Here is a 25,694-nt window from a genome sequence, read left to right on the forward strand (position 1 = left end):
GTGAAGCGACAACATATTCAGGCTGGAGCCTCCCTTATCGTCGGATTTATTTTCGCATTGGGATTGGGAATCTCTGGAATGACTCAACCTCAAAAGGTCATCGGATTTCTTCAGTTAGGACAAGGCTGGGACCCCTCGTTGATGTTTGTTATGCTGGGAGCGATCCCGGTGAATGCCGTGGTGTATTTTTTAGTCAGAAGAAAGACTTCTCCTTTGTTAGATACTCGATGGCATGTTCCGACTTCCCGTGAAATCACCAAACCGTTGATGCTTGGGAGTGCCTTGTTTGGTTTTGGTTGGGCCCTCGGTGGATATTGTCCTGGGCCCGCTTTGACTTCGTTAGGTGCTGGCTCGAACAGTGCGATTTTATTTGTCGTATTTATGTTTTTAGGAATGATTTTGCAGCGTGGATATCAGCGCTGGATCAAGTCTTAAGGTTAAGGGAGGCCTCATGGAACTGCTCGGATACTTTGGCGCAACCCTTATTGGGGTGTCTTTAGGATTTCTTGGGGGCGGGGGCTCGATTTTGGCTGTTCCCTTGTTAGTGTATATTTTTAAACTGCCAGCCGCGACCGCCACATTGTACTCTCTTTTTATTGTCGGTTTGACAAGTTTAGTGGGCTTTGTGCGTGCGGCCCGCCTTAAGCAAGTAAGTTTCTCTGCAATGATGAGTTTTGCGATTCCAAGCCTTGCGGGTGTTCTTTTAGTTCGGCGAGTGCTCCTTCCTCTGATGCCGGGTTTTTTGGATTTTGGCTTTATGACTCTCAGTAAAGACACTTTGATAATGACGGCCTTTGCGCTGGTCATGTTGTTGGCGTCTATTGCCATGATTCGCCCGGGTAAGAAAGATGTGGAACAAAAACTTCAGGATCCGTGGTGGCTGTCCGCTGTGAAAGCCTTGGGTGTCGGGGCGGTGACTGGATTTGTGGGGGCCGGGGGGGGATTTCTGATTGTGCCAGCTTTGGTCGTTATGAGTCGTTTGCCGATGAAGATTGCTGTCGGTACTTCGTTGGGAGTGATCGCCTTCAATTCACTGTTTGGATTCTTAAGCGATGCTATCAGCGGTGTGGCGATGGATTTTGTGTTTGTATTGAAAATTTCAATCCTGGCAATTGCCGGAATCATCGTAGGATTAAAGTGGGGACAAAATACTTCTGATGTAAAATTAAAACCTCTCTTTGGGTACTTCGTTCTTATTGTCGGTGCGTTGATTTTTATGTCGCAGTTTTCTTATTGACCTCACTCTCGAGGGGAATAGGATAAATATTCGAGAGGTTTCTATGCACAATGAAGTTTATCCCATCAATCCTTCTTTAGAAAAAAATGCGATCATCACACCAGAAAAATACAAAAGCATGTATCAAAAATCCGTTCAGGATCCTGAGGGCTTTTGGGCCGAGCAAGCCGAGCGTCTGCACTGGTTTAAAAAATGGGACAAAGTTAAAAATACTTCTTTCAAAAAGCCCGTTAGCATTAAATGGTTCGAAGGTGGGAAACTGAATGTTGCCTACAACTGTATTGATCGTCATCTGGCAACCAAAGGCGACAAAGTCGCGTTGATCTGGGAAGCGGATGATATCAATACCGCCGCTAAAAAAATCACCTATAAACAACTTCACCAAGAAGTTTGCCGTTTTTCCAACGTTCTTAAAAAGATGGGCGTGAAAAAAGGCGATGTGGTGACAATTTATATGCCGATGATTTTGGAAACAGTTTATGCGATGCTGGCTTGCGCGCGTATTGGTGCTGTTCACTCGGTGGTCTTTGGTGGGTTCGCTCCGGACTCTATCAGCGATCGCTTGTTGGATGGTAAATCTAAGTTCATCATCACTGCAGACTCTGGATGCCGCGGTGGTAAATCAGTTCCCCTAAAAGACAACGTCGATAAAGCGGTGGCAAAAGCTGGCATTGTTGAAAAAGTTTTGGTGGTGAAGTACTCCAACTCTGCAGTGCAAATGAATGCTGTCGATGTTTGGTATCACGACATGGTTCAAGGAGTGAGTGATCAGTGTGAAGCTGAACAAATGGATGCAGAAGATCCTTTGTTTATTCTTTATACGTCCGGTTCCACAGGGAAACCCAAGGGTGTGTTGCACACGACAGGTGGCTACTTGCTGTGGGCCAGTGTGACTCACCAATACGTATTCGACTATCATGATAAAGATATTTACTGGTGCTCGGCCGATGTGGGTTGGGTGACGGGTCACAGTTATATCGTGTATGGACCTTTGGCAAATGCCGCGACGACACTTTTCTTTGAAGGTGTTCCAAACTATCCAACACCGTCGCGTTTCTGGCAGATCATTGAAAAACACAAAGTGAATTTGTTCTATACTTCGCCAACTGCGCTTCGCTCGCTCATGCGTGAAGGAGATAAATGGGTGAAGGACTGTGATCGTTCTTCATTAAGAATTTTGGGAACTGTCGGCGAGCCGATCAATCCTGAAGCTTGGATTTGGTATTACGAAGTGGTCGGCGACAAACGTTGTCCGATCATGGATACTTGGTGGCAAACGGAAACGGGTGGTTTTATGATCACGCCGATGCCGGGTGCGACACCGCTTAAGCCTGGTTCAGCAACTTTGCCGTTCTTTGGTGTGCAGCCTCATTTGCTAACGCCTGAAGGTAAGAAAATTGACGGTGCCGGCGAAGGAGTTTTGGCGATCGCTGATTCTTGGCCGGGTCAAATGCGCACGGTTTACGGGGATCACAAACGTTTTGAAGAAACTTATTTCTCAGCTTATCCAGGATACTATTTCACGGGTGATGGATGTCGCCGCGATGACGATGGATATTACTGGATCACCGGCCGTGTTGACGACGTGATCAATGTTTCAGGTCATCGCATGGGAACCGCGGAGGTGGAATCGGCCTTGGTTGCAAATCACAACGTCGCAGAGGCTGCTGTTGTGGGGTATCCTCACGATATCAAAGGGCAGGGGATTTATGCTTTCGTGACCCTGAAAACGGGAATCACACCATCAGAAGACCTGCGTAAAGAGCTGATTCAAACGGTCCGTAAAGAGATTGGGCCCATCGCCACCCCGGATTTAATCCAGTGGGCGCCGCGTTTGCCAAAGACCCGTTCGGGCAAAATCATGCGTCGAATTTTGCGAAAAATCGCGGAAAATCAACCAGATCAGCTGGGTGACATCACCACGCTTTCTGAGCCCGGAGTGGTTCAGGAGCTTGTAGACAACCGAATGAACAAGTGATAGGTTCCTGGGCATGACTACACGCATGATGACTCTTATCGTAATGGTTTTGGGCGCGGCATTTTCTCGTATGATCCCGCACCCGTGGAATTTCACTGCAATTGGTGCCATGGCTTTATTCGGTGGCGCTTATTTTTCTGACAAAAGATTGTCGATGGCAGTTCCCTTGGCAGCGTTGATGTTGAGCGATTTGTTCTTGGGTGGTTTTCACTCCACAACATTCTTTGTCTATGCCGCTTTCGCGTTGATCGTGATGATGGGCTGGTATTTGACTGAGAAAAAATCAGTGGCGCGCATCGGTGGTTTGTCTTTGGTTGCAAGCTCGGTGTTCTTCCTGATTTCAAATCTTGGTGTTTGGATCATGGATGGCATGTACGCTCCGACTTTCAAAGGTTTGGTTGAGTGCTACGTCGCTGCGATTCCATTCTTTGGTTATCAAGTAGCAGGGGACTTGTTCTTCTCTGCGGTGATGTTCGGTGGTTATGAGTTGGTGAAAAAGTACGCTTTCTCTCCAGCGGGTAAATTGGCGTAAAGCTGAGTTATCTAAATTAAAGTATTTTTTAAGGACTCCCGCTTGGGAGTCTTTTTGTTTCTGGCGGTTATGAGTTCGGTAAAACTAGGTCTGCATAGACCGATCCTAAATGGCAAAGTTAACTTCCCTCTGTGTTTGGCACCGATGGTAGGGCTGACTCACGTGGCTTTACGTGAAGTGATGCGCGAGTATTTGCCTGAGGGAGCCTACACGATCTGGCCGACTGAAATGTTGAACTCTCGCCGTATTCCTGATGAAAATCTTGAAACGACTCCTGAAACCATGCGTGCGGCCCACGAGCCGGGCCTGGTTCCGCAAATCCTTGGTAACGAGGAGCAAGCTATCACAGACAGCGTAAAGCGTCTGATCGAGTGGGGTGCGGAAGCCATCGACATCAACATGGGTTGTCCTGTGCAAAAAGCTTTAAAGCATAATTACGGTGTGGCCCTGATGGGTGATCCAAATTATGCCGCCGAAGTCGTGCGCATGACCGTCAAAAATTCCACAGTTCCTGTTAGTGTGAAGCTTCGTGCAGTGGGTTCGACCAAAGAGTTGGATGAATTGCTAACGTTTGTAGGTGGCTTAAGAAACTCTGGTGCTGCGTGGGTGTGCTTGCATCCGCGCACGGCTGCGCAAAAGCGTCGTGGCTGGGCGGACTGGGAGCAAATCAAACTTTTGCATGCAGCGGTGGATTTCCCCGTGATCGGGAACGGCGATGTGCAAACGGTCGAAGACGCAATCTTGATGTTAACTGAAACCGGCTGTGACATGGCGATGTCGGGGCGTGCATTGGCCGCTCGTCCATGGATGTTGTGGCAATTGGGTGAGGAGTTGGGTTTTGCAGCTCCCGCTGGTAAAGAAGGCCTTAAAGCTCCGCGCACTGCTGAAGAAGAGGGTGCCGAGTACGGTCGCGTGTTAGTGAAGTTGATCGAACGCAGTCGTCATTATTTTGGCGAAGAGCGCGCGATGAGAAAAGTGCGCTTCTATGTGCGCACAACCAGCGTGTGGTTGGCGTTTGGTAATGCGTTAACCGGGGTGTGTGCGAAGGCACGTAATGTTGACGAAATGCTTGAAGGTGTCGCAAAGTTTTTCGCAGTCCCGCATGAGATGTCTTTACGAACAGAGCTTCGCCAATAACTTCGTCTCAAATTGGGATCTTACGTTCCCTGAAATTGTGAAAGATAAAAATCCCTTTTATGCTTATCGAGCGGGGGATTGATGACATCTAATCGTTTCACTTTGTCGGATTCGCTATTCAGTGCCAGAGCTTTTTTCGGCATTTCTGTTTTACCCATTTTTCTTTTATATGCCTCGGCTCTTTTTCTTTACGAGGTTATTCAAAAGCCTGATTTTGAGAGCATCTTGGTGGTCTGTGGTTTTTTCCTGGTGACTGCTTTTTGCATAGCGGTCATGAAGCGTGGTTTAGAGCCCACTGTCGCTGATTTTGAAAACGACACATTGAATATTCAAGCACATGGGCTAAAAAGCTTTTCAGTTGCAGTTCACTCAATTAAATCAGTTTCGTTTCTCCAACGCTCCAATCTTCAATTTAGATTAGAGAACGGAAAAAAAGTCTTGTTAGCTCGAATGCTTTATAGCCCAGAAGCGCTTCCCTTTATGCAGGAGCTATTACATCGCAATCCTTCTATCGACGCTGCAGAAGTGATGCGGGAGTTGGAAAAGGCAAAAGCTAAGATCGCCCCGAAAGGGCAGTATTCCATGCAAATAACGAGTCTCACGCGCATGGTGTCGGTGGTGTTTCTCGTTAACTTGGTTGCCTTCATTTTATATTTCACTATTTTCCCTTTTGCGGTCGGTGCGACAGTTGAAAAATTGCATCGGTTCACGTCGTGCACTTGGGCAAAGGTGTTTTTAGGAACTTGGGCTGCTTGCATGGCGGCCTGTGTGGGCACCGTCCTGTTAGGAATGTTCACTGTATCTTTAGAAGATCTTCTGTATTGGCGCCGTTCCTGGGCTGATAAGGCGCGAGCTATGGCTCAGCTATTAATGCAGCCAAAAAACTTCACTTTTTTTTATATCGGAATTTTTTTCGTCAGCATGCTGGCGTTAGTTGCGCGGGTTGATTCTTCAAAACCGTCAAGAAACGTCGCGACTTCCGTTTCGGCATCGACCTCTTCAACTGAGGTTTGCAAAAAATAATCTGGTGGGTTTTTGAGAGGTCGAATTACTTTTTAAAAACCCAGTAAGGGCTCTTGGCCTTCACTGTTTTCAAATTATATTTCTGCGCAAACCACTGCATTGTCTTTTCAGAAAAGAACGACACGTGAGTCAGATCACGGCGGTAGTGCCAGTCATGAAAGTGCGCCTCGCCTTTGTGAGCGGAAGTCATGACTGCTAAGATGCCGCCGTTTTTTAGCATGCGCAGTTGCTGTTCGATATCGATTTTAGGATTTTGCAAATGCTCCCACACTTCGGTAGAGGTCACGATGTGGTACGATTTCTTTAAAGCATCCTGGTCGGGCTGATAATACAAATCATAGTTCGTAACTTGAAAGTCCTTGGCGACGAAGCACGCCCCCAAGAAAGCCGTCGGTCCGCAGCCGTAATCCAAAAGCTGAAGATCGTTCGCAGCTTTTCCTGATTTTGCAGCGTAGTCTTCAACATCTTTCATCAGTGGGGAAAGAAAGGCCCGATAACCTGCCTGATCCTCATTTTGATGAAAATCGTAGCGCGCTTTTTCCTCGACCGCGGTCATGCGCTCCTCAGGAGCCATAAATATCAAATCACAATTGTCGCAGTGAAAATAACTGCGCTCAGGTTTTTTTGTGACCTTGAAACGGGCTGAATCTGGGTTTTCGCAGAGTAGACACTTCATACTGTCCAAGACCTTGTCCTTTTCTGGAAATTATGTCAAAAAGAAACTGGAAAGAGGTGTCACATGGCTAAAGTGCTTATGTATAAAAAGAATCCATGCCCTTACTGTGATCGCGCAACGACTTTTATGACGAATAAGGGAATCGATTTCGAAGTGATCGACCTCACTGACAAACCTGAAGAAATTGATCGCATCAAAAACGAAACAGGTTGGAGAACAGTACCCATCATCCTGATCAACGGCAAACTTGTTGGTGGCTATACGGATTTGAAAGCTCTCGATGAAGAGGGCAAGCTTGATGAAATGTTAAAAGGCTAATTCCATCCTACTTAAGACTGGGTTTCACTCGGGAGTCCTTACGAGTCCCTTGTGAAACGAGTCTAGTTCCATTCTTCCGCGCAGTTAGATTTTCTCCATCTGATACACCCGCGCTAAACTATAAAAGTGTCTAGAGTTTACAACAGTTGCAAAGTTTCTTCGCAGCTGACTCCAATCTAGAGCAGGTAGGACGGGTCCCTAACTTGCAGTACTTTTCTGAATGCTAAAGGGAAGATTTCTTATGAAGTCCATTCTAACGATTTTAGTTGCTATTCTTGCGGGCGAGTCTGCTTTTGCGCTGTGCCCGGGTAATATCGCGACCACAACTCTGTACAATATGGATGGGCTTTCACGTCAAGGGTGTAAAACTGGTAGAGGTAAAGCTGGTACCTGCATTATTCCGTTTATTTCCATTGCTGCGGATGAAGACTTCAACAGGATGGGGACGGTGATCTCTATGCCTGCAATGCACGGAAAAAAAGTGAAGCTACCCAATGGAAAAATCGTATCTCATCCAGGATATTTTCTGATCGAAGACACGGGTGGGGCTGTTCAAGGTCGCAATAAATTTGATTTCTTTGTCGGCAATCCTCCCGTCAATGCGACTTCCTTTGGTAACGTCGAAAATCAAGATGTTCCGTTGGTGGATAAGACAGTTTGTATCGATGCTAAAAAGTTTGTGAAAATTCCCAAGTACAAGCCTTCTGAGATGAAAAAGAGAGAAGAAGACCGTGTGATCAATCCAGAATATAAAAGAGCTGTGCGCAAAATGGAGGTTTTCTGGAAAGCCGCCAAACTGAAGCGCCCGGATCTGGAAGAGATCATTCAAAGCGGTGGTTCTGATGCGGCTCCAACTCATTCGGGCCAAGGGGTGCAATAATGAAAAAGTTTATTAGCCTCATGATGATTTTGAATTTAAGTGTCATCGCCCACGCAGCCCCTCCAGCTGAAGAAGAAGGTGTCGAGCCTGAAGACGGTCCATTTTATGTGATGGATTATGATGAGTTTAAAAATATCACCAAAGAACAAAAGGCTTATTACTTAGGAAAATTGATTGTGGAGATTCCGAAAGTTTCTGCGCTGAACGATATTTCTAAGGATGATATTTTGGCTGCTGGCAAAAGCCTGCAAAAGTGGAGTGACATGTCCCAAAAGATTAGCAAGGTCTGCTATGGTAAATCGGCCCCAGCTTCTTGCCAAGGCCTTCGCAAAGCTCGTAACGATGCTTTCCATCAGGGGGAAAAGCGCTAGTTCTAGAACTGCGATTTTCTCTCTAACACGTACAAATAGGTTCCGGTTCCAAAATCTTCGCCGCCACCTGTGCAAATGCGAATATCTTCATCCACATATGTGTTAGCTAAAAATCCTTTTTTACCAATCGGGCCAGGTGTGGGAATTTTATCATAAGTTCCAACTTCCGCACGCATTGCCAGCAAATAGGATTCAGTTCCTGCGGCAACCCAGTTGGGTGCGCCCACGGATTTTGTAAATTCAATATTGAGTTTGTCAGTGTCTATAGCAAACTTTCCTCGTAAAAATCCCATGGCTTCAATACCAGCAAATTTATTCTTTGCCACATTCCAGTAGTAACCATCAGGAAATACCACTTGGAAAACTGCATTGGCTAAAGCTCCGGCGCCAGGCACTCCGCCACCGGGGCCGTCCGACCAAACTTGCTGCCACGATCCCACGACTTGGGGAAGTTTTTCTGTTTCAGTGCGGGCAGGGACGAGGCTCACAAGTTCGGTGACTAACGGATTTAATTGCGCGCGCACATCGGCGCTGTTGTCGTCGCCGTCAAACTCTCCTTGAGCCGCGCGAGAAATTTCCAATATCTGTTGTTTAAGTTCGGCGACGCGATCGCGACTGCCGCCGGCCATGGCGTGGGATGTGATTCCCAATGATAGTGCCATTAAGATCGCGGTGGCTAAACGTTTCATTTTCATACAGGACCTCCTGGAATTCAGAGTATGAAGTCTCTAATTGAGGCTGAAAAGTGAAGTTCAATTGTATTCCCGCACTCTGAACACATGTCTGGAGTCGCATCAAAGAGTTTTGACAGTTTCCCTCTGAGAATCGCTATATTTCATCTCACAAATTGCCGATCAATATGTAATCAAAAAATATTCAAGGAAGTTGATTGCAAGTGCGCGTTTTGGTCCTGATTTTCATAATCCTGTTCGGCAAACATACGTGGGCTGTCGCCGACGTGGGTGTACTTGCTGCGTGCACAAACGTGGCGTGCTCGCCACAGTCCTCTTCGTCCAGTGTCCTTGCACAATTTGCCAATCAGTGTGCGATTGAAAGTAAAGCTTTAAAGTGCGATGAGTTGGCGTCGGAAAATTCTGCTCATGCTGGTTTGATAGCGAAGTGTGACGTTGCTAGTTTATGTTCACAAGCAGAAGAAAACACCGCCGCTGATGAAGTGAAGTCTTGCCTTCGCGGTTACAAAAACTCTTTAATCGATACAGGTATCGCTTTGAAAGACATGGTCGTCGGGCTGGGTAATCAGATCGATGCTACTTGGGAAAATATTAAAACCAACGAAAAACTTCGTTCCGAATTTGTATCACAGTGTAATCAGTCCTTGGCCTGCAAAAAGGATCTGGTAAAAGATGATCCACGTTACGCCTCGATGTCGGATGAGGCATTAGGAAAGATCTCTGCAACCGCTTTGTTTGTTCAAGTTCAGGATCGCAAGGCCTATTTGCAATCGATGCACAGAAGCGTGCCGAATACGAAACCACCAGAAATGCATCCGCAGGACAATGAGCTGACAGAATCCCAAAAGGCAAAGCTTGCGGATTTGTCTGCGATCATCAAAGCGAAGTTGAAAAAAGAATACCAGAAGTTCAATTGCTATACTTCCAAGGCACAAGCCGAGATGGCTTGTTATGCTGTGGGGCAGGTGATTGATCCTACTTTGCTGGCGGGTGCTGCTTTTAAGGGTGCTCGGGCAGTTAAAGCCTTGAGTAAAATGGAAGCCCTTGATGCGGAAGCTGTAAAAGTAAGTGCTTTCGCGGGGCGTACGGATTTTATCAAAAAGTACGTGGACTATAATCCCACGACCGTTGCCCAGAATGAAAAATTCATCGCCTTGGCTGAGAAAGGCAAAGACGCCAACGCCTATTTCGTGAATATCGAAAACAGTCAGATGAAATATTTAAATGACAATCTGAAAGACAAGAACCTTGTGACTAGTTTAACGAACTATCACAAAGACCTCGTCTTAAAACGTATGGAAGACCTGCAAAAGGAATTCCCGGACTTAAAAATTTCCGAGTATTCCGATTTCAAGTCTTTGCGCTTTGCTTTTGAGGGTAAAGTTCCTAAAGATTTGGAAAAGCGTCTGGCGACTCTTTTCAAAGAATCCAATGACGAGTTTTCCAGGTACATGAAGGACAACGACCTTTTGCGTTCCAGTGATAGGCCGCAGGACTATTTCAAAGCAGGTTTCGGCAAAACCGCGGATGAGGCGGGAATTGCCGCTCGCTATGCCAGAAAAACAGAACCGGGCGAGCTGGTTTCCTATAGTGATTCAAAACTGAAATCAGACTTAAACGCCAAAATTCAATCCGTTGAACAAGACCGCGTTTCTTTGCAGCAGCAACTGGGGCAGACGAAATTGGTAGAGGGTGATACCTTTAAGCCCGAGGTTTTTGATATCGTTCGTAAGAACATGGGCGACTCTGCGACGATTAAGTCAGCATTGTCAAATCGCTATAAGCTTTCAACTCTTTCCGATAAAACTGTTGAAGATCTGCAGCGCTATGTGAAAACCAGCGATGAATTTTCACCGGGCCTGATGATCGCCAAGCGTGAAAGTGCCAATTTGAATGATGCCGCCCAAGGTGGTTTCACTATGGACTTTGTTGGGTTGGGTGCTTCCAACATGAAAGGCACCGCTGATGCTTTGGCTAAATCCAAAGATTTAGATATGGCATTAAGCGAGGCTCGTAAGGCTGAAAAAACTGTGACCCACGACGTAAACACTCAAAAGCAGTTTTTCACAAAGGTCGTGACTGAATCCGTGGAACCTGGAAAAATCAAATCCGTTTGTTCAGGTGATGACTGCGTGGCGATTGCAACCAAGCCTTTAAGTGAGCAGGAGAAAGTCAAAGTTCTAAGCCGAGTGGCAGATAGCAAGTATGCGTCTAAAATGCGTTTTGCTTTTGTTAATGACGGGGTTAAGTCAGCGGAGGCTAGAAACTCTTTAAGTACGCACGGGGAGTCGATTGAAAAGCTTCTGCGTAAAAACTTGGGTTCTGTCATGGATCCAAATAAGCTCGAGGGTGTTACTTTCGGTATCGACATGCGTACGGATACACTTAATCAGGGCTCCGTAAAACTCCTGATGGGGCAAAGCCCTGACCTTTATCTAACCAAGCTTGAGCAAAAGCGAATCAAAGAAGCATTCAAGCAATCCGTCGCTGAATTTAACAAGACCGCCTATAAAAAAGGACCTGCGGCTCGATACGAGGCGTCTCCTTAGTCTTTACACAATTCTTCTATACTCTAAATATGAGCTTCGGAACACTGCGGGAAGTTTGACTTCCCCTCGTATTCCGGAGCTAATGGTAAGAGGAAAGAGGATCTGCTATGCGTAGTTGCAGAGTGTTTTTCATCACGATTTCAATGACGGTCTGTTCGTCACTTGTGTGGGCCCAGCAGCCTTTGACATATCAAGAGGCTCTTAATCTTGTTAAAAAGAATAACGCCGATTTGCAGTTTTCTGAAGAGTCTTTGAATGCCAGCAAATACACCGTTGAAAGTAACAAGAGCGGATATTTCCCACAACTTTCAGCGAACCTGGGTTATGCGCAAACGGGTACCACGGACAACACCACTGGAGCAGACTCCTCATCAGGGGGAGCTTACTCTGCCTATTTAAGTGCATCGCAAAATGTGTTTAAGGGATTTGCGGATTCATCTAAGGTCGAACAAGCTCGTGGACAAATGAAGGTTTCAGACGCCGCCTTGCGCACGACACGTTCACAAGTGAGCTATGATCTTAAGTCTGCTTTTGCGTTTGCCATTTTCGCGACAGATTCCATTAAGATTTCTGAAGAAATCGTAAAGCGCCGTAACGACAATTTGCGTATTGTTCAACTGCGCTATGAAAGTGGTCGCGAGAACAAAGGTTCCTTGCTTTTATCGCAAGCGAACTACAAGCAAGCGCAATTGGATAACTTGAAAGCCAAGCATGATCGTGATACCAGCGAAGCGGATCTTAAAAAAGTAATCGGTTTCGATGGCGACGAACCACTGAACATCAAGGAAGAAATTCCTTTGATGAGTCCACCATCAAAAGAGCCGGATTTCAAATCGATTGCTGCGTCAACGCCGGACCGTCAAACTTACCAGGCGCAAGTGGAAGTTTCAGAGGCTTCGGTTAAAAATGCGCGCTCAGGATTTTTCCCAAGTTTGGATCTGTCAGCAACAATGGGTGATTACGGTAATAACTTTTATCCCAACAATCAGGATCGTTGGACGTTGGGGGCAACTTTGACTTTGCCTTTGTTTAACGGTGGCCGTGATTACTATGCGACCAAAAGTCAGACATCCCAGCTGTATGCTGCGAAAAGCAATCTGGCGGGTATTGATCGCACCCTGCTATCCAGTTTAAAGAAAGCATACAAAGACTATGTCGAAGCAGTTGAGCAATTGTCAGTCTATGAAGCTTTTGTGCAAGCGGCGCGTACACGTGCTGATATTGCACGCGCCAAATACAACAATGGTCTGATGTCTTTTGAGGACTGGGACAATATTGAAACCGATCTGATCAATAAAACCAAACTGTATCTAGCCTCGAAACGCGATCGCATTGTTGCGGAAGCCGCGTGGGAAAGAGCTCAAGGTGTGGGAGCGTTGCTATGAAGAATCTATTTAAAAATAAAATCACCTGGGCCGTTGTCGCTGTGTTAGTTCTGGGCGGTGGTGGATACTACTCCTGGAATCAAAGTAAGCAAAATGAAGTGACATACAAACGCCTGCCCCTAAAAAAAGGCAATATCGAAGTTACGATTTTGGCGACGGGAACGGTGCAACCCGAAAACCGTCTTGAGATCAAAGCTCCGGTGGCGGGGCGTATGGAGCAAGTCCTGGTTCGTGAGGGACAAAAGGTCGTGAAAGGTCAAATCATCGCGATCATGAGTTCGACGGAAAGAGCTGCGATGCTGGATGCAGCCCGAGCGAAAGGTGCTGAAGAGTACAAGCGTTGGGCGGATCTTTATCTTGCCACTCCGATCATGGCGCCGATTTCAGGAACGATCATTTTAAGAAGTGTTGAACCCGGTCAAACTTTCACCACGGCTGACGCGATTTTGACGATGTCAGATCGCTTAACCGTCAAAGCCCAAGTGGACGAGACTGATATTTCCCAAATCAAATTAAAAGAACAGGCCGAAATCGTTTTGGATGCTTATCCCGGCGAGAAAATCAAAGCCACGGCTGACCAAATTGCTTTCGACTCAAAAACCGTCAACAGTGTGACGACTTATATCGTTGATGCTTTACCGGAAGGTAAAACTCCGGAGTTCATGCGCTCGGGGATGACAGCGAACGTGACTTTCTATGTGAAGAATAAAAAAGATATCCTGGTTGTAGCCAGTGAAGCTCTGCGTGTGCAAAGTGGATCCACGTACTTGATGATCCAGGGTGCTGATGGCAAGCCTCAGAACCGTGAAGTTAAAGTCGGTATCACTGACGGAAAATTGACGGAAATCCTAGAGGGCGCAGAAGAGGGCGAAATTGCCATGGTTCAGGAAGTGAAATTGTCTTCCGGTGGCAAACAAGGTTCAAATCCCTTTTCACCATTCGGCAACAAGGGTGGCAGCAATCGTAAATCTGGAGGCGCCGGCGGTCCTCCAAGATAGTTTTAAGTTATTAAACGTTTGATTGTGAGCAGATTATGATTGAAATTAGCGGCATAAAAAAATCATATAAAATGGGAGACAACATCGTCGAGGCCCTTCGAGATGTGACTTTGACCATTGAAGATGGCGACTTTGTCGCAATCATGGGACCTTCGGGCTCTGGTAAGTCGACGCTGATGCATATCTTGGGTTTATTGGACGTGCCGACAGCGGGCTCCTATAAACTTCATGGTCGCGAGGTTTCAAAACTTTCTGAAGATGAGCTCGCGATCTTACGCCGCGATGAAATCGGTTTTATCTTTCAGCAGTTCAATCTGCTGCCAAGAATGCCGGCGTGGCAAAACGTGTCTTTGCCGCTTTTATATTCTGAAAAGAAATTTGATTTCTCTAAGGCCGAAGTGCTTCTGGGAAAAGTAGGCTTGGGCACTCGGGGTGATCATAAACCGAATGAGTTATCAGGTGGTCAGCAGCAACGTGTGGCAATCGCACGGTCTTTAATTAATAATCCTCGTATCATTTTCGCCGATGAACCCACAGGAAACTTGGACTCGAAAAGTGAAAAAGAGATCATGGATATTCTAAAATCCTTGAATGCTCAAGGTATCACGGTCGTTATCGTCACCCACGAAGAAGAAATCGGGGCGCAAGCCAATCGCTTGATCCGTATGCGTGACGGCGTCGTGCAAAGTGACGAGCGTAAAGTGCCTTTGAATAAAAGCAACGCCCCGCTATCGGATCAGTCCTTGGATTCAGCTTTTCACTTTGGCGAGTTGATTGAGCACTTCCACCAAGGTTGGAAAACGTTGGCAGCCAACAAAGTTCGTTCAGGACTTTCCATGCTGGGTATTTTGATTGGTGTCGCAGCAGTCGTCACTATGCTGGCATTGGGCGCAGGCGCGCAGCAATCGATTGAAAAGCAATTGTCATCTATGGGCTCTAATCTTTTAATTTTGCGCGCGGGGAATGTGCGTGTGGCGGGGGTTGCCCAGGAGTCGGGCGTAAGGATTCGTATAACCACCGATGACGTGGCAGCCTTGAAAGCCCAAATCCCTTCGATTAAAAATATTGTTTCAAATGTAAATGGACGGGGCCAAGTTACTTATCTTAATAAAAACTGGAATACCTCCGTTGTAGGGGTATCGACGGCATTTGTCGAGGTAAGAAACGCAGAACCTGTGTTAGGCCGTTTTTTTTCGGATGACGAAAATCAACGCCGCGCTTTGGTGGCGGTCATTGGCAGAACTGTTTCAAGAGAGCTATTCGGTGATAAATCCCCGATGGGCGAAGTGATCAAAATTAATAAAATCAATTTCACCGTGATCGGAATGCTCCCAGAAAAAGGTGCGCAAGGTCCGAATGACCAAGACGACCGCATCGTCATTCCCGTGCAAACCGCAATGTATCGCATGTTTGGTAAGAACTACGTGGACTCTGTCGACGTTGAGGTTGCGCAAAAAGAATTGATCGACGAAACTCAATCCTCACTGAAGGAAGTTTTAAATAAACGCCATCGGGTGCCTTTGTCTGCTCAAAGCGATGCGTTCCAAATCTTCAACATGGCGGACCTTCAGCAAGCGATCGAAAGCAGCAGTAAAACCATGTCGATGCTTTTAAGCTCCATCGCCGCTATTTCATTGTTGGTCGGTGGTATCGGGATCATGAACATTATGTTGGTGTCGGTCACAGAAAGAACTCGTGAGATCGGTCTGCGCAAAGCCGTCGGCGGCCGCAAGATAGATATCTTAATGCAATTCCTGGCAGAATCCGTCGTGGTTTCGGTGATCGGTGGATTGTTGGGGATTGCTCTGGCCTGGGGAGTAACTGCAGGCTTAGCGGCAGCAATGGGTTGGCCCATGTCCATCTCTGCAAATGCAGTGGGCCTGTCCTTCTTTTTCTCTGCCTTCATCGGCATCGTCTTCGGTCTTTACCCGGCAAAGAAAGCCTCAGAACTTCATCCGATCGATGCCCTTCGCCACGAATAGGTACGGACACACTTTGTCCATAACCGATTGTTCTTTTTAATTACCGGGAACGGTTTATGGACAAATGGTGTCCGTACCTATTCGGTAACTTTTAGAAGGTGGGAGTGGAATTCTTGGGGTTTTTTTAAGATCTTGATTTGGTCGAAAACTTCTTTTGCCTCGGTATTTTTCAACGACAAAGCCTTCAACCACTGTTTCGTGCGGGAAACTGCGAAATAGTCATTGATGTACTCAGTGCTGGCAGCAAAGAACTGCGGAAGCAAAGGCTTCGCACGTTGCCAGTTCATTTCTTCGACAGTCTCTTGTTTGAGGCTTTGTTTGATCTGTTTAAAAATAAACGGGTTGCTCATCACTCCACGGCCAATCATGTAATCGTCGCAGCCCGTGACTTCCACGCAGCGGTGAAAATCATGAACATTCCAGATTTCGCCATTCGCGATAATCTTGATCTTAGTTTTTTCTTTAATGCGAGGGATCCATTCCCAGTACGCAGGTGGTTTGTAACCATCTGTCTTTGTACGGCAGTGGATCGTCAGCCAGGAAGCGTTCGCTGCTTCAACTGCTTGCGCAATGTCAATACATTTTGTGGGATCGTCAAAACCCAGACGGATTTTCGCAGTCACTGGTACGTGAGCTGGTACAGCCTTACGAACTGTATCCACGATCGTGTGAACACGGTCGCAGGATTTTAGCAACGAAGCGCCACCATCGTGACGGTTCACAGTTTTAGCTGGGCAGCCAAAATTCAAATCAATACCTAAGGCTCCGAGTTTGACGGCACGTTCAGCATTCAAAGCTAACGGCTCGGCTTGACCTCCTAAAAGCTGTACGAACACCGGTGTGCCCCAGCGTGTGCGGGAGCCCGTGCGAAGTTCAGGACAGTTTTTAAGAAACACGCTCTCGGGATGCAGGCGATCGGTGACGCGTAAGAATTCTGTCACGCACTGATCCACGCCACCGATCTGAGTAAGAGTATCTCTCATCACCCAGTCGACAACACCTTCCATCGGAGCCAAGAAAAGCTTCATGTCTAGAGTCCGCCCATCTTTTTCACGATATCAAAATGCTTTTTATCCACAGGCTGCACGGAAAGGCGGGAACCTTTGGCCAAAACCAGCATGTCTGACAATTTCGGGTTATCGCGAAGCTCTTGCAAAGAAACGATCTCAGAAAATTTCTGAACGTATTCCACTTGCGTGCAATACCAGATGGGTTTTTCTTTGGTCGCTTTGGCATCAAAGTATTCAGATTTTTTATCAAACTGGGCTTTATCTGGCTCTGCCACGTGAGAAATACGGGCAAGGCCAGCGACACCAGGTGGTTCGGCATTGGAGTGATAGAACAAAACCATATCGCCCACTTGCATATCTTTTTGCATAAAGTTGCGAGCTTGGTAATTGCGCACACCTTCCCACCAGGTCGTTGAATCTTTTTTCAACTGATCGATGGAGTAAACGTCAGGCTCAGATTTCATCAACCAATATTTCATGACTGCGCCTCTTTAGTTTCTTTCACTTTGCCGGATTTAAAGAACCATTGGCCCTCTTGACGGCGGAAAGTGGAAACTTCGTGATGAACGTATTCTTCGTCATCAACGGAATAGAAAGCTTTGAATTCAACAGTTCCTTTGTTGGCTTTTTCTTCAGCTTTAATAATTTCAAGTTTTAAGAATTTAGCGCGCTCGGCCCATTCTTGGTTCGCTTCATCATCGATGTCGCCCAAAGATTGAGGGTCGGTTGTATCGCGCAAGTACTGCATTTGATTTTTCGCAAAAGCAGCATAACGAGAACGCATCAAGGCTTCCGCCGTTGGCGCTGTCGCTTTTCCAGAGTGGTAGACACCACAACATTCACTATAGTTTTTGTCGGATCCGCATGGGCATTTCATAGGGAGGCAACCTAACACAGTGCGCGCCCAAAAAGCACCTGCAAAAGCAAAATTGCCCTCTCTTTGGGAGTCCAGATTCGGCAGGGAACGCGGCGCATCCCCAATGGGTACGGCGTACCTTTTTGAGAGGGCAGGCCCTACAATAATTTCATTGTGAGGTGCGTATGCAAAGATGGGCTCTGATTACTGGGGCAACGGCGGGTATTGGTTGGGCGACAGCAGAGGCTTTAGCGGCTCAACATTTTTCATTAATTATCACAGGTCGCCGCATGGACAGGCTTGATGAATTGGAAGCCACTCTTCATAAAAAATTCCCTCAGATCAAAGTCATCAAAGCCAGCTTTGACGTTTCTGATCGTTTTGAAGTGAGTGAATTTATGAAAGCCCACCAAGCGGATTTGCCAAACGTGGAAGTGCTTGTGAATAATGCGGGCCTGGCAAAGGGCACCGACAAAATGCAAGACGGCTCTTTGGATGACTGGGAGACGATGATCGATACGAACATCAAAGGTTTGCTTTTCATCACTCGCGGAGTGGTTGAACACATGGTCAAAAAAAATTCCGGCCACATCGTAAACTTGGGTTCCGTTGCGGGCCGATGGACCTATCCGGGCGGGGGAGTGTACTGTGCTACTAAATTTGCCGTGCGTGCACTTTCAGAGGGCCTGCGTATGGATTTGCTGGGCACGAAAGTCCGCGTAACCAATATTGAGCCCGGCATGGTTCACACTGAGTTTTCATTTGTACGATTTGATGATCAAAAGAAGGCAGACAAAGTTTACGAAGGTATGATGCCACTTGAACCCAAGGACGTGGCAGAAACAATTGCTTGGTGCGTGGCTCGTCCGGCGCATGTGAACATACAAGAACTTGTGATTTACCCAACGGACCAGGCGCATGTTGGAATGGTCAACAGGAGGTCGTAAATGAGTTTCCGTACAGAGAAAGACACCATGGGGGATGTGCAAGTTCCCGCTGATAAATTTTGGGGCGCGCAAACCCAACGTTCGACTGAAAATTTCAAAATCGGTGGCGATAAATTCCCGCGCGAGATGATTCGTGCCTTGGGCATCCTTAAAAAAAGTGCGGCCCTGACAAATCAAAAGCTGGGCATCTTGGATGCGAAAAAAGCCGACGTTATTGTCAAAGCCGCCGATGAAGTGATCTCTGGAAAACTTGATGCGCATTTCCCGTTGGTTGTGTGGCAAACAGGTTCGGGCACTCAGACCAATATGAATGCCAATGAAGTTATCGCCAATCGCGCCATGGATATGATGGGCGTAAAACTTCCCTCCAAAGAAATTCATCCGAATGATGACGTGAACAAAGGCCAGTCCTCGAATGATACTTTCCCGACGGCGATGCACATTGCAGTCGGCGAACAGGTTTATCACCGTCTGATTCCGATGATGGAAAAACTTTATCTGGCTCTTTCAGAAAAACAAAAAGAGTTTAACGATATCGTAAAAATCGGTCGCACACATTTGATGGATGCAACTCCGCTTACGTTAGGACAAGAGTTTTCAGGTTACTCGACACAAGTAAAACATGGCATTCGCCGAATTAAAAACACTCTGCCGCATCTTCATGAGTTGGCACTGGGTGGAACTGCCGTTGGGACGGGACTTAATACTCATCCAAAATTCGCAGTCGAGGCAGCCGCGGAAATCGCACGCGAGACAAAAATTCCATTTGTATCCGCAGAAAACAAATTTGAAGCCTTAGCCAGTCACGATGCCTTGGTTGAAGTCAGCGGGGCATTAAACACCATCGCCGTTTCTTTGATGAAAATCGCGAATGACATTCGCTTGTTGGGTTCTGGACCACGTTGTGGTATTGGAGAGTTGCATTTACCAGAAAACGAGCCGGGCAGTTCGATTATGCCGGGCAAAGTGAATCCCACTCAGTGCGAGGCTATGACTATGGTCTGTGCGCAGGTGATGGGAAATCACGTCGCTGTGACTATCGGAGGAGCGACGGGGCACTTTGAATTGAATGTGTTTAAGCCTGTGATCGTGTTTAACGTATTAAACTCAATACGTTTGATCTCAGATGCCTGTGAGTCGTTTGTCGATCACTGCGTGTCGGGAATTGAAGCGAATCAGAAGCAAATTAAAAAGCATCTCGACAACTCGTTGATGCTGGTAACGGCGCTGAATCCTAAGATTGGGTACGACAATTCGGCGAAAATCGCTAAAACTGCCCACAAAAATGGCACTACGCTGCGCGAAGAAGCCATCAATCTTGGACTCCTCAGCGGCGAAGAATTTGATAAACTAGTTAGACCTGAAGATATGGTTGGCCGATAGGCCCCTTAAGACCGGAGTACGTAGTTGATTAATGAGTTACTGAAGAAGGCAAGTTGGTTGAGCAATGAGGACATCCGTCCTTACGTGTTCGTGCGTGAAGAAAATGAAATTGCTCAGCCTGGCTCTTTTCATAAACTCGATTGGTTCAAACAAAGTCCGATCTTTAAAGATCCCCTCGACATCACTGAGATTGCTTTTGCTGATCGTATTTTATCCATCGAAGAGCGGGCATTTGGTCCCTCCAATATGGCGATGCCTCGTTGGGTTTTCTATGACTGTGCGGTGATGCCAGGATTTGTTGCGGGATTTGCGGCTCGCCCAAAGGTGCTTTCCAAGCTGGTTCGCGAGGTTTTGGATCCGAAAAAATACCCCGCGTCACTGAGTCCCATCAAAGCTTCCAAAGTTTTAAAGGAGATCGAATCCCTTGACGAGATGGATTGGGTCCCACTTTCTTTGTTTATTATTATCCCCACAATGCACAAAGGGGAGTGGGTGGCTCACAACCTATGCTCGGTTAATTCGTTATTACCGAAGGAAGAGCAGTTTTATGGGCTGGGCTTCCTCTCGAAAGCCTTCGGTTTGTGGTATGCCAATGTCGAGCAGTGCTCTGGGATGACTCAATGGGGCAGCCCAGCATTGAAGCTTCATTCGCATTATGGACATTTAGAGGTGATTGGGGCTTACGCTCCGGTGCATTCTCATGCTAAAACTATAACTTACCGTGTTCGAGTTAATACTCATTGTTGGGAGAAGTTTTTCAATAAAGAGGAAGACTTGGCGTTTTTGGAACACTACGGACCGACAGGGACGTTCATTGATCCAAAAGACGAAACCAGCATGTTGGGCTTCCAACAACGTATCGAACGCGAAGAGGGTCCTTTCTTTTTAAGCGCCGGTGAAATTGCGCAGAAAAAGTTAGAGGACAAGCTAATGATTTATCAATTGAAACAACAATACTAGGATAGGAATAGAAATGACGATGAATACTTTGCCGCCAGTAGCGAAATCTTTTTTTGCATTCTGTAAAAAATGTGATGCTGATAGATACCATGTAGTTTTGGCACACACGTCGGCAACTTCTGCAAAAATCAAATGTGAGATTTGCGGTTCTCAAAAAACTTATTCTCTTCCTAAAGCTCAGACTAAAACTGGCAAACCTTTGACAGGTGCTGCAGCTAAAAAACGCGAACAAACTTTGAACTCGCGCAAATCATCTCATAAAAACGAATACGAAATGTTGATGGCGAACGGTGGTTCCACTGCGACTTACAACATGAAGGGCAAATTCGAGAAAAACACGAAATTGCAACATCCTAAATTCGGTTTGGGTTTCATCAAAGATGCAGCTTCTGACAAAATCGAAGTTGTTTTCGAAGATGAGGTTCGTACACTTATCCACAACCGCGTATAGGCAATTGCCTGCGAAATAAGCTCCAGGAGCGAATTTCGTGAGTTACGCTTAACAGCAAACATTGATTGGCGTCGCATGAAAGTGCGACGCTTTATTTTTCTAATGCGTCGTACGGAAGTACGACGTTTTTGTTTTTTTAAGATAGACTGGATTTCATGGATTGGTTGAAGGGGTTGAACCCTGAACAGCAAAAAGCTGTTAAACATAACTTCGGTCCCTTGCTGATTCTGGCAGGGGCGGGTTCCGGCAAAACGACGGTGTTGGTTTCACGTACAGGAAGAATGATTTCTGAACGTGTGGCGCAATCATCGGAGATCTGCGTTTTGACCTTTACCAACAAAGCCGCACGCGAATTAAAACATCGTGTAAAGCAAAAGTTGGGTGGAGCCGGGGACGGCTTGTGGGCTGGTACCTTCCACTCCTTCGGTTTGCAAATCCTGCGTCGCTTTCATAAACACGCGGGCCTTTCTCCGCATTTCGGTATCGTCGATCAAACGGACTGTAATGCTGTTCTGAAAGAGCTCATCAAAAACATCGCAAATTCGGGCAAAGACAAATTCGACATCGATAAGATTTTATCGATGATCAATGACCGTCGTACAGGAGTGGCACACACACACGAAGGTTTTGACGAATACCACGAGATGGTGGAAGTGCTGGCGCCAAAATTCGAAAAACGTCTGGAGCATCTGGGTGTGGTGGATTTTGAAGGTTTGTTGATCAAGCCCTTGCAGCTTTTTAAGCAGCATCCGGAAATTTTAGAAAAAGTCCAAAGTCAGTTTTCTCAAGTCATGGTCGATGAGTTCCAGGATACGAATCGCATGCAAATGGATTTAATCCAGCAAATCGTGAAACCTCACAGCAATATCACTGTGGTGGGCGACGATGACCAATCGATTTATGGTTGGCGTGGAGCTGAGATCAAAAACATTTTGAATTTTCCGCATGAACACAAAAAATGTGAAGTGATTATGCTTGAGCGTAATTACCGTTCGTCGGGGGAAATCCTGGCGGTTGCCAATGCGGCGATCTCTAAAAATAAAAATCGTCACGGCAAAGTTCTGCGCGCCGAAGCCGCCAAAGACACAGGTGTTTTGCCTGAGGTCTTTATTCTTGAGCGCGAGGAAGACGAATGTGAATTCGTCGTACAGGAAATCCAGCATTTCTTAAAAGAAGGTTACAAGCTGAAAGACTTTGCAGTTTTGTATCGTTCCAACACTCAGGGTGGTCTGATCGAGGCGTCTTTGCGTCGCGCCGGTATTCAATACAATATCTCGGGCGGGACTTCGATCTTTGATCGTAAAGAGATCAAAGACATCATGGCTTATTTAAAACAGTCATTCTCTCCGAATGAAGTTTCGCTTCGTCGTATTATCAACGTTCCCAACCGCGGGGTGGGTGATACGACAATTGAAAAGCTGACGGAGTTTTCGCAGAAACGCAGAGTCAGTTTCCTGGACGCTTGTCGTCTTTGGAGGGACGCCGAAATCCCGGAAAAAACGGGAGAGGCGATCGAGGACCTATTAGGTTTCATCGAATATCTGCCAACGCATATTTTGGATTTCAGTGTCGGCTCGTCACCAGGTGGAAAACTTGTCGAGTTGTTCGATCAATTGGGATACAAAGAATATGTGATGAATACCGCCGCTGATCCAGCTTCTGCCGAGAAAAAGTGGATCGTGGTCGAAATCTTGGGTCGCATTCTGGATGCTTACTTAGGTCGTCGTGCCCACGAAGTGGAGTACATCAAATCGTTCGTCGATTCGATGATGCTTCGTGAAGATCACAACGAAGAAGAAGATCAAAACAAAGTTCAACTGATGACATTGCATGCGTCAAAAGGATTGGAATTCCCCGTCGTTATTTTGGCAGGGATCGAGGAAGATTTGCTTCCGCATAAAAACCTGGGCTCTGATATCGATGAAGAACGTCGTTTGTTCTATGTCGGTGTCACACGTGCGAAAAATCGCCTGGTGATGTCTCGTTGTCAGCAGCGTAAAAAGAACGGTGTGGTTCGTCCTTCAGTTCCTTCGCGTTTCTTGTTGGAAATCCCGACAGAACTTTACAAAGAATACCCATTGGGCGCACGCCCGGTAAGTGGACAAGCCCGCGACGACCTGGTCGCAAGCTTCCTATCAAAATTAGATAGTAAAATTGGAAAATAAATAAAAAGCCGGAAGAGATTCCGGCTTTTTATTTGTTCGAGATCTTTTTTCTTTTGCTAGAATTCGCGGGGAGCTTCGAAGGTGTGTTCTTTTCCGCTGATGGAAATTTTTAATTTTCCGGCGTGCAGGAACATTCTGTCGGTTTTATAAATCTCCGCGATGCGCTTATTGAATTTTGGGTCCCCGTAACGGGTATCCCCTAAGATTGCGTGTTTGGCGAGGGCGGCGTGTTTACGAATTTGATGTTGTCGGCCCGTGAATAGTTTCACTTCGATTAACGAGGTATACTGATCTGATTTAATAACCTTAAAATCTGTGCGCGCTTCCACGCGGTCCTTCGCCAGTCCCTGAGGATTGTTGCGTCCCTCGGCTTTGTCTGAAATCGGCGTGTTCCAGTTTTGCCACTCTTCAGTTATCGGCATCGAGCCACGCAACAAAGCGAAATAATACTTTTCACAGCTGCGGGCTTGAAGCTGCTCGGCCAATTCTTTGGCCATGCGTGTGTTTAAGGCTAATAGCAGCAGTCCGCTGGTCTCTTTATCCAGGCGGTGCACAGGGTGGATGCCCTCGAAAGTTCCGGGAATTAATTGCTTTTCTAAAATGTGGACGACATCGCGGGGGTCGTTGTGAACAGAAACTCCTGGAGGCTTGTTGATGAGAAGCCAACCTTCACCGCGTGCGACAATTTCTAATGATATCACGCTTCGCAATCCTTTAGGATTATTTCAATTTCTGCAGCAGAAAGATTCTTCGTGCAAAGTTCAGAAGCGAAAACCTTTTGTTCAAAGCGGGAAATTGCCAGTTTGCGAGTCGAAGCCAGAACGATCATGTTAAACATGAATCCCACCCAGCTTAAAAATGCAAACAATGACCCCATGATGTACAAACTGGTTTTAAAAGCCTCGTGATCTTGGGCTCGAGAGTTTTCTTCTAAGGGCAAAATGCGGCTTTGAGATTCACACCAGTACTTTTGCACCGTCGCCAGGTTCTTTTGCAGTTGTTGGAATGCAGAACTTTTAGTTTTCTTTTGATGAAACCAATAGTGCGCACCCGTAGTAGCTAAGGAGGGGAAGATTCCGATGATATAGCTTGCTGCCATTTCAGGAGCCATGGTTTTCCTTTGTAATAAAGAGTCCTCATTATAGGTGCTTGGGATGATTTTTGGCAAGTTTACCCAGAGAATCTCGAGACCAGGGCCCTGAAGTTTTAAAATAAACTTCAGGAGGAATCATGAATGCGGATATCGAGGTGTTTTTAGAGTTTTTAAAAAATGAAGACGATTTGGACTATGGTGACTTCAAACGCGAAGTGGATTTGCACCTGATGCGTCTTATAGAGAACTTAAGACCTTTAAATCGGGAACAGCAACTTCGCCTGGCCCGAGTTCGTGAAGAGCTTCTATGGATGTATAACGACGATATAGAGGACATGAGAGCCTATTTGGCTGATGAAGTCGCCCGCCTAGACCCAGAGCGAGTTCGTAGTGCAAGCGACGCGCCTTTTCAATTGTGACAGGGACTTCCCAAGCCCTGGTAAAAGGCGCTACGCTTAAGGAACGTCAGAGGAGGACTTATGTCCAAAAAGCATCATCATAAATCTTCGCATAAAAATTCTTCTTCATCGACACCGGCAAACAGTGTGGGGCAAGAGATGCATCCATCCGAAGTGGAGTATGATTCTGCCGTGGAAAATACCATCGACAAAGCCGATGAGATCGCAGTTTCCTCTTCTGACGATATTAATACAGAAGCCCAAAATGAGGGCGTCCCGCATCCAACTCACGAACCACATCATGACAGCGGCACTTTCAATGCGGGTTCCGCTGATGATAAATTGGCTCCAGAGGAAATGTCCTATGAAGGCGGACCTACGGAAGAGCACCATGAAAAATCCCATGTGGAATTTTATGGGTCGGAAATCATTCGTATGAAAGCTCCAAAAGTTATGGAGATAGCTGACACGGTTGTGGACGAGTGGAAAAAAGACGGCGACTTTGAATCCCTGCCTGTGGGGCATCCCCTGGCTGCGATGGCAGCAGGCCGTGCTCTTCGTAAAGCGAAAGAAGTGGAAAAGAAGCTGGAAGAAAAAGGTGTCTTTGCCATGGCGAAAATGGGTTTGGATTACGTGAAATCTGAAATTGAAAAACGAAAAAAGCAGTAATCCC

General features: G+C 46.5%; 27 protein-coding genes. 20 read left to right on the top strand and 7 right to left on the bottom strand.

What is annotated here, in order from left to right; genetic code table 11:
* From DOM22_RS06760 to DOM22_RS06785, 6 genes are all read left to right on the top strand, one after another.
* The gene (locus DOM22_RS06760; RefSeq protein ID WP_246845873.1) at window positions 1-435 is read left to right on the top strand and encodes a DUF6691 family protein; all 435 of its coding nucleotides are present in this window, start codon (window positions 1-3) and stop codon (window positions 433-435) included.
* 16 nt (window positions 436-451) lie between these two features.
* Window positions 452-1,237 (top strand): sulfite exporter TauE/SafE family protein, encoded by a 786-nt coding sequence (locus DOM22_RS06765; protein WP_142699638.1) that lies wholly within the window; start codon window positions 452-454, stop codon window positions 1,235-1,237.
* A gap of 43 nt (window positions 1,238-1,280) precedes the next feature.
* Window positions 1,281-3,215, top strand: a complete 1,935-nt coding sequence (acs, locus tag DOM22_RS06770; RefSeq protein WP_142699639.1) for an acetate--CoA ligase — start codon at window positions 1,281-1,283, stop codon at window positions 3,213-3,215.
* Window positions 3,216-3,240: 25 nt separating this feature from the next.
* A complete protein-coding gene (locus DOM22_RS06775; protein WP_246845874.1) occupies window positions 3,241-3,747 on the top strand; it encodes a DUF6580 family putative transport protein in 507 nt (168 codons plus the stop codon).
* A gap of 54 nt (window positions 3,748-3,801) precedes the next feature.
* Complete coding sequence (locus DOM22_RS06780; protein ID WP_246845875.1) at window positions 3,802-4,884, top strand: tRNA-dihydrouridine synthase family protein; 1,083 nt, start codon at window positions 3,802-3,804, stop codon at window positions 4,882-4,884.
* 81 nt (window positions 4,885-4,965) lie between these two features.
* A complete protein-coding gene (locus tag DOM22_RS06785) occupies window positions 4,966-5,907 on the top strand; it encodes a hypothetical protein (RefSeq protein ID WP_210415702.1) in 942 nt (313 codons plus the stop codon).
* A gap of 25 nt (window positions 5,908-5,932) precedes the next feature.
* On the opposite strand, the gene DOM22_RS06790 is transcribed toward DOM22_RS06785, so the two are convergent.
* The gene (locus tag DOM22_RS06790; protein ID WP_142699642.1) at window positions 5,933-6,583 is read right to left on the bottom strand and encodes a class I SAM-dependent methyltransferase; all 651 of its coding nucleotides are present in this window, start codon (window positions 6,581-6,583) and stop codon (window positions 5,933-5,935) included.
* 63 nt (window positions 6,584-6,646) lie between these two features.
* On the opposite strand from DOM22_RS06790, the gene DOM22_RS06795 reads away from it, so the two are divergent.
* The 3 genes from DOM22_RS06795 to DOM22_RS06805 all read left to right on the top strand — a co-directional run bounded on the left by DOM22_RS06795 (window position 6,647) and on the right by DOM22_RS06805 (window position 8,152).
* Complete coding sequence (locus DOM22_RS06795) at window positions 6,647-6,901, top strand: glutaredoxin domain-containing protein (RefSeq protein ID WP_142699643.1); 255 nt, start codon at window positions 6,647-6,649, stop codon at window positions 6,899-6,901.
* Between the two features lie 241 nt (window positions 6,902-7,142).
* The gene (locus tag DOM22_RS06800; protein ID WP_168196592.1) at window positions 7,143-7,781 is read left to right on the top strand and encodes a 3D domain-containing protein; all 639 of its coding nucleotides are present in this window, start codon (window positions 7,143-7,145) and stop codon (window positions 7,779-7,781) included.
* Window positions 7,781-8,152 (top strand): hypothetical protein, encoded by a 372-nt coding sequence (locus DOM22_RS06805; RefSeq protein ID WP_142699645.1) that lies wholly within the window; start codon window positions 7,781-7,783, stop codon window positions 8,150-8,152. Before DOM22_RS06800 ends, DOM22_RS06805 begins: the two co-directional genes overlap by 1 nt.
* Window positions 8,153-8,154: 2 nt before the next feature.
* Here the strand turns inward: DOM22_RS06805 and DOM22_RS06810 are convergent, their stop codons facing one another.
* Window positions 8,155-8,847, bottom strand: a complete 693-nt coding sequence (locus tag DOM22_RS06810) for a PAP/fibrillin family protein (RefSeq protein ID WP_142699646.1) — start codon at window positions 8,845-8,847, stop codon at window positions 8,155-8,157.
* A 194-nt stretch (window positions 8,848-9,041) separates the two neighbouring features.
* On the opposite strand from DOM22_RS06810, the gene DOM22_RS06815 reads away from it, so the two are divergent.
* The 4 genes from DOM22_RS06815 to DOM22_RS06830 all read left to right on the top strand — a co-directional run bounded on the left by DOM22_RS06815 (window position 9,042) and on the right by DOM22_RS06830 (window position 15,758).
* Window positions 9,042-11,393, top strand: coding sequence for a hypothetical protein (locus tag DOM22_RS06815; RefSeq protein ID WP_210415703.1), 2,352 nt, complete (start codon window positions 9,042-9,044; stop codon window positions 11,391-11,393).
* A gap of 107 nt (window positions 11,394-11,500) precedes the next feature.
* Window positions 11,501-12,778 carry a TolC family protein gene (locus tag DOM22_RS06820; protein WP_142699648.1) on the top strand — a complete coding sequence of 426 codons (1,278 nt, stop codon included), beginning with the start codon at window positions 11,501-11,503 and terminating at the stop codon, window positions 12,776-12,778.
* Window positions 12,775-13,776, top strand: coding sequence for an efflux RND transporter periplasmic adaptor subunit (locus DOM22_RS06825; protein ID WP_142699649.1), 1,002 nt, complete (start codon window positions 12,775-12,777; stop codon window positions 13,774-13,776). The genes DOM22_RS06820 and DOM22_RS06825 overlap by 4 nt, the downstream gene beginning before the upstream one ends.
* A gap of 35 nt (window positions 13,777-13,811) precedes the next feature.
* Window positions 13,812-15,758 carry an ABC transporter permease gene (locus DOM22_RS06830; RefSeq protein ID WP_142699650.1) on the top strand — a complete coding sequence of 649 codons (1,947 nt, stop codon included), beginning with the start codon at window positions 13,812-13,814 and terminating at the stop codon, window positions 15,756-15,758.
* Between the two features lie 77 nt (window positions 15,759-15,835).
* Here DOM22_RS06830 and DOM22_RS06835 read toward each other — a convergent pair whose 3' ends face one another.
* From DOM22_RS06835 to DOM22_RS06845, 3 genes are read right to left on the bottom strand one after another with little or no spacing between them, the layout of a single operon-like run.
* Entirely contained in the window at window positions 15,836-16,786 is a 951-nt protein-coding gene (locus DOM22_RS06835; RefSeq protein WP_142699651.1) for a tRNA-dihydrouridine synthase, read from the bottom strand.
* Window positions 16,787-16,788: 2 nt separating this feature from the next.
* Window positions 16,789-17,247 (bottom strand): EVE domain-containing protein, encoded by a 459-nt coding sequence (locus DOM22_RS06840; RefSeq protein ID WP_142699652.1) that lies wholly within the window; start codon window positions 17,245-17,247, stop codon window positions 16,789-16,791.
* Window positions 17,244-17,645, bottom strand: coding sequence for a YchJ family protein (locus tag DOM22_RS06845; protein WP_142699653.1), 402 nt, complete (start codon window positions 17,643-17,645; stop codon window positions 17,244-17,246). Before DOM22_RS06845 ends, DOM22_RS06840 begins: the two co-directional genes overlap by 4 nt.
* 164 nt (window positions 17,646-17,809) lie before the next feature.
* On the opposite strand from DOM22_RS06845, the gene DOM22_RS06850 reads away from it, so the two are divergent.
* The 5 genes from DOM22_RS06850 to DOM22_RS06870 all read left to right on the top strand — a co-directional run bounded on the left by DOM22_RS06850 (window position 17,810) and on the right by DOM22_RS06870 (window position 23,530).
* A complete protein-coding gene (locus DOM22_RS06850) occupies window positions 17,810-18,571 on the top strand; it encodes an SDR family NAD(P)-dependent oxidoreductase (RefSeq protein ID WP_142699654.1) in 762 nt (253 codons plus the stop codon).
* The gene (gene fumC, locus DOM22_RS06855) at window positions 18,572-19,954 is read left to right on the top strand and encodes a class II fumarate hydratase (RefSeq protein WP_142699655.1); all 1,383 of its coding nucleotides are present in this window, start codon (window positions 18,572-18,574) and stop codon (window positions 19,952-19,954) included. It begins immediately after the preceding gene.
* Between the two features lie 24 nt (window positions 19,955-19,978).
* Window positions 19,979-20,914, top strand: a complete 936-nt coding sequence (locus DOM22_RS06860; protein ID WP_246845876.1) for a hypothetical protein — start codon at window positions 19,979-19,981, stop codon at window positions 20,912-20,914.
* 13 nt (window positions 20,915-20,927) lie between these two features.
* A complete protein-coding gene (locus tag DOM22_RS06865; protein ID WP_142699656.1) occupies window positions 20,928-21,365 on the top strand; it encodes a hypothetical protein in 438 nt (145 codons plus the stop codon).
* A gap of 155 nt (window positions 21,366-21,520) precedes the next feature.
* The gene (locus tag DOM22_RS06870; RefSeq protein ID WP_142699657.1) at window positions 21,521-23,530 is read left to right on the top strand and encodes an ATP-dependent helicase; all 2,010 of its coding nucleotides are present in this window, start codon (window positions 21,521-21,523) and stop codon (window positions 23,528-23,530) included.
* Window positions 23,531-23,586: 56 nt separating this feature from the next.
* Here the strand turns inward: DOM22_RS06870 and DOM22_RS06875 are convergent, their stop codons facing one another.
* Both DOM22_RS06875 and DOM22_RS06880 read right to left on the bottom strand, forming a co-directional pair.
* Window positions 23,587-24,231, bottom strand: a complete 645-nt coding sequence (locus DOM22_RS06875) for an RluA family pseudouridine synthase (protein ID WP_168196593.1) — start codon at window positions 24,229-24,231, stop codon at window positions 23,587-23,589.
* Window positions 24,228-24,641: a hypothetical protein gene (locus tag DOM22_RS06880; RefSeq protein WP_142699659.1), complete on the bottom strand. Its 414-nt coding sequence runs from the start codon at window positions 24,639-24,641 to the stop codon at window positions 24,228-24,230. The genes DOM22_RS06875 and DOM22_RS06880 overlap by 4 nt, the downstream gene beginning before the upstream one ends.
* Before the next feature lie 119 nt (window positions 24,642-24,760).
* On the opposite strand from DOM22_RS06880, the gene DOM22_RS06885 reads away from it, so the two are divergent.
* Together DOM22_RS06885 and DOM22_RS06890 are read left to right on the top strand one after the other, a co-directional pair.
* A complete protein-coding gene (locus tag DOM22_RS06885) occupies window positions 24,761-25,042 on the top strand; it encodes a hypothetical protein (protein WP_142699660.1) in 282 nt (93 codons plus the stop codon).
* A 60-nt stretch (window positions 25,043-25,102) separates the two neighbouring features.
* Complete coding sequence (locus tag DOM22_RS06890; RefSeq protein ID WP_142699661.1) at window positions 25,103-25,690, top strand: hypothetical protein; 588 nt, start codon at window positions 25,103-25,105, stop codon at window positions 25,688-25,690.
* The last annotated feature ends 4 nt before the right edge of the window (window positions 25,691-25,694 follow it).

It is taken from the genome of Bdellovibrio sp. ZAP7, from assembly GCF_006874645.1.
Classification (GTDB): domain Bacteria; phylum Bdellovibrionota; class Bdellovibrionia; order Bdellovibrionales; family Bdellovibrionaceae; genus Bdellovibrio.

Coding starts and splice junctions, on each gene's coding strand:
- DOM22_RS06765 (WP_142699638.1), top strand. CDS start 452: ATGGAACTGCTCGGATACTTTGGCGCAACCCTTATTGGGGTGTCTTTA.
- acs (WP_142699639.1), top strand. CDS start 1,281: ATGCACAATGAAGTTTATCCCATCAATCCTTCTTTAGAAAAAAATGCG.
- DOM22_RS06775 (WP_246845874.1), top strand. CDS start 3,241: ATGATGACTCTTATCGTAATGGTTTTGGGCGCGGCATTTTCTCGTATG.
- DOM22_RS06785 (WP_210415702.1), top strand. CDS start 4,966: ATGACATCTAATCGTTTCACTTTGTCGGATTCGCTATTCAGTGCCAGA.
- DOM22_RS06790 (WP_142699642.1), bottom strand. CDS start 6,583: ATGAAGTGTCTACTCTGCGAAAACCCAGATTCAGCCCGTTTCAAGGTC.
- DOM22_RS06795 (WP_142699643.1), top strand. CDS start 6,647: ATGGCTAAAGTGCTTATGTATAAAAAGAATCCATGCCCTTACTGTGAT.
- DOM22_RS06800 (WP_168196592.1), top strand. CDS start 7,143: ATGAAGTCCATTCTAACGATTTTAGTTGCTATTCTTGCGGGCGAGTCT.
- DOM22_RS06805 (WP_142699645.1), top strand. CDS start 7,781: ATGAAAAAGTTTATTAGCCTCATGATGATTTTGAATTTAAGTGTCATC.
- DOM22_RS06810 (WP_142699646.1), bottom strand. CDS start 8,847: ATGAAAATGAAACGTTTAGCCACCGCGATCTTAATGGCACTATCATTG.
- DOM22_RS06820 (WP_142699648.1), top strand. CDS start 11,501: ATGCGTAGTTGCAGAGTGTTTTTCATCACGATTTCAATGACGGTCTGT.
- DOM22_RS06825 (WP_142699649.1), top strand. CDS start 12,775: ATGAAGAATCTATTTAAAAATAAAATCACCTGGGCCGTTGTCGCTGTG.
- DOM22_RS06830 (WP_142699650.1), top strand. CDS start 13,812: ATGATTGAAATTAGCGGCATAAAAAAATCATATAAAATGGGAGACAAC.
- DOM22_RS06835 (WP_142699651.1), bottom strand. CDS start 16,786: ATGAAGCTTTTCTTGGCTCCGATGGAAGGTGTTGTCGACTGGGTGATG.
- DOM22_RS06840 (WP_142699652.1), bottom strand. CDS start 17,247: ATGAAATATTGGTTGATGAAATCTGAGCCTGACGTTTACTCCATCGAT.
- DOM22_RS06845 (WP_142699653.1), bottom strand. CDS start 17,645: ATGAAATGCCCATGCGGATCCGACAAAAACTATAGTGAATGTTGTGGT.
- DOM22_RS06850 (WP_142699654.1), top strand. CDS start 17,810: ATGCAAAGATGGGCTCTGATTACTGGGGCAACGGCGGGTATTGGTTGG.
- fumC (WP_142699655.1), top strand. CDS start 18,572: ATGAGTTTCCGTACAGAGAAAGACACCATGGGGGATGTGCAAGTTCCC.
- DOM22_RS06865 (WP_142699656.1), top strand. CDS start 20,928: ATGACGATGAATACTTTGCCGCCAGTAGCGAAATCTTTTTTTGCATTC.
- DOM22_RS06870 (WP_142699657.1), top strand. CDS start 21,521: ATGGATTGGTTGAAGGGGTTGAACCCTGAACAGCAAAAAGCTGTTAAA.
- DOM22_RS06880 (WP_142699659.1), bottom strand. CDS start 24,641: ATGGCTCCTGAAATGGCAGCAAGCTATATCATCGGAATCTTCCCCTCC.
- DOM22_RS06885 (WP_142699660.1), top strand. CDS start 24,761: ATGAATGCGGATATCGAGGTGTTTTTAGAGTTTTTAAAAAATGAAGAC.
- DOM22_RS06890 (WP_142699661.1), top strand. CDS start 25,103: ATGTCCAAAAAGCATCATCATAAATCTTCGCATAAAAATTCTTCTTCA.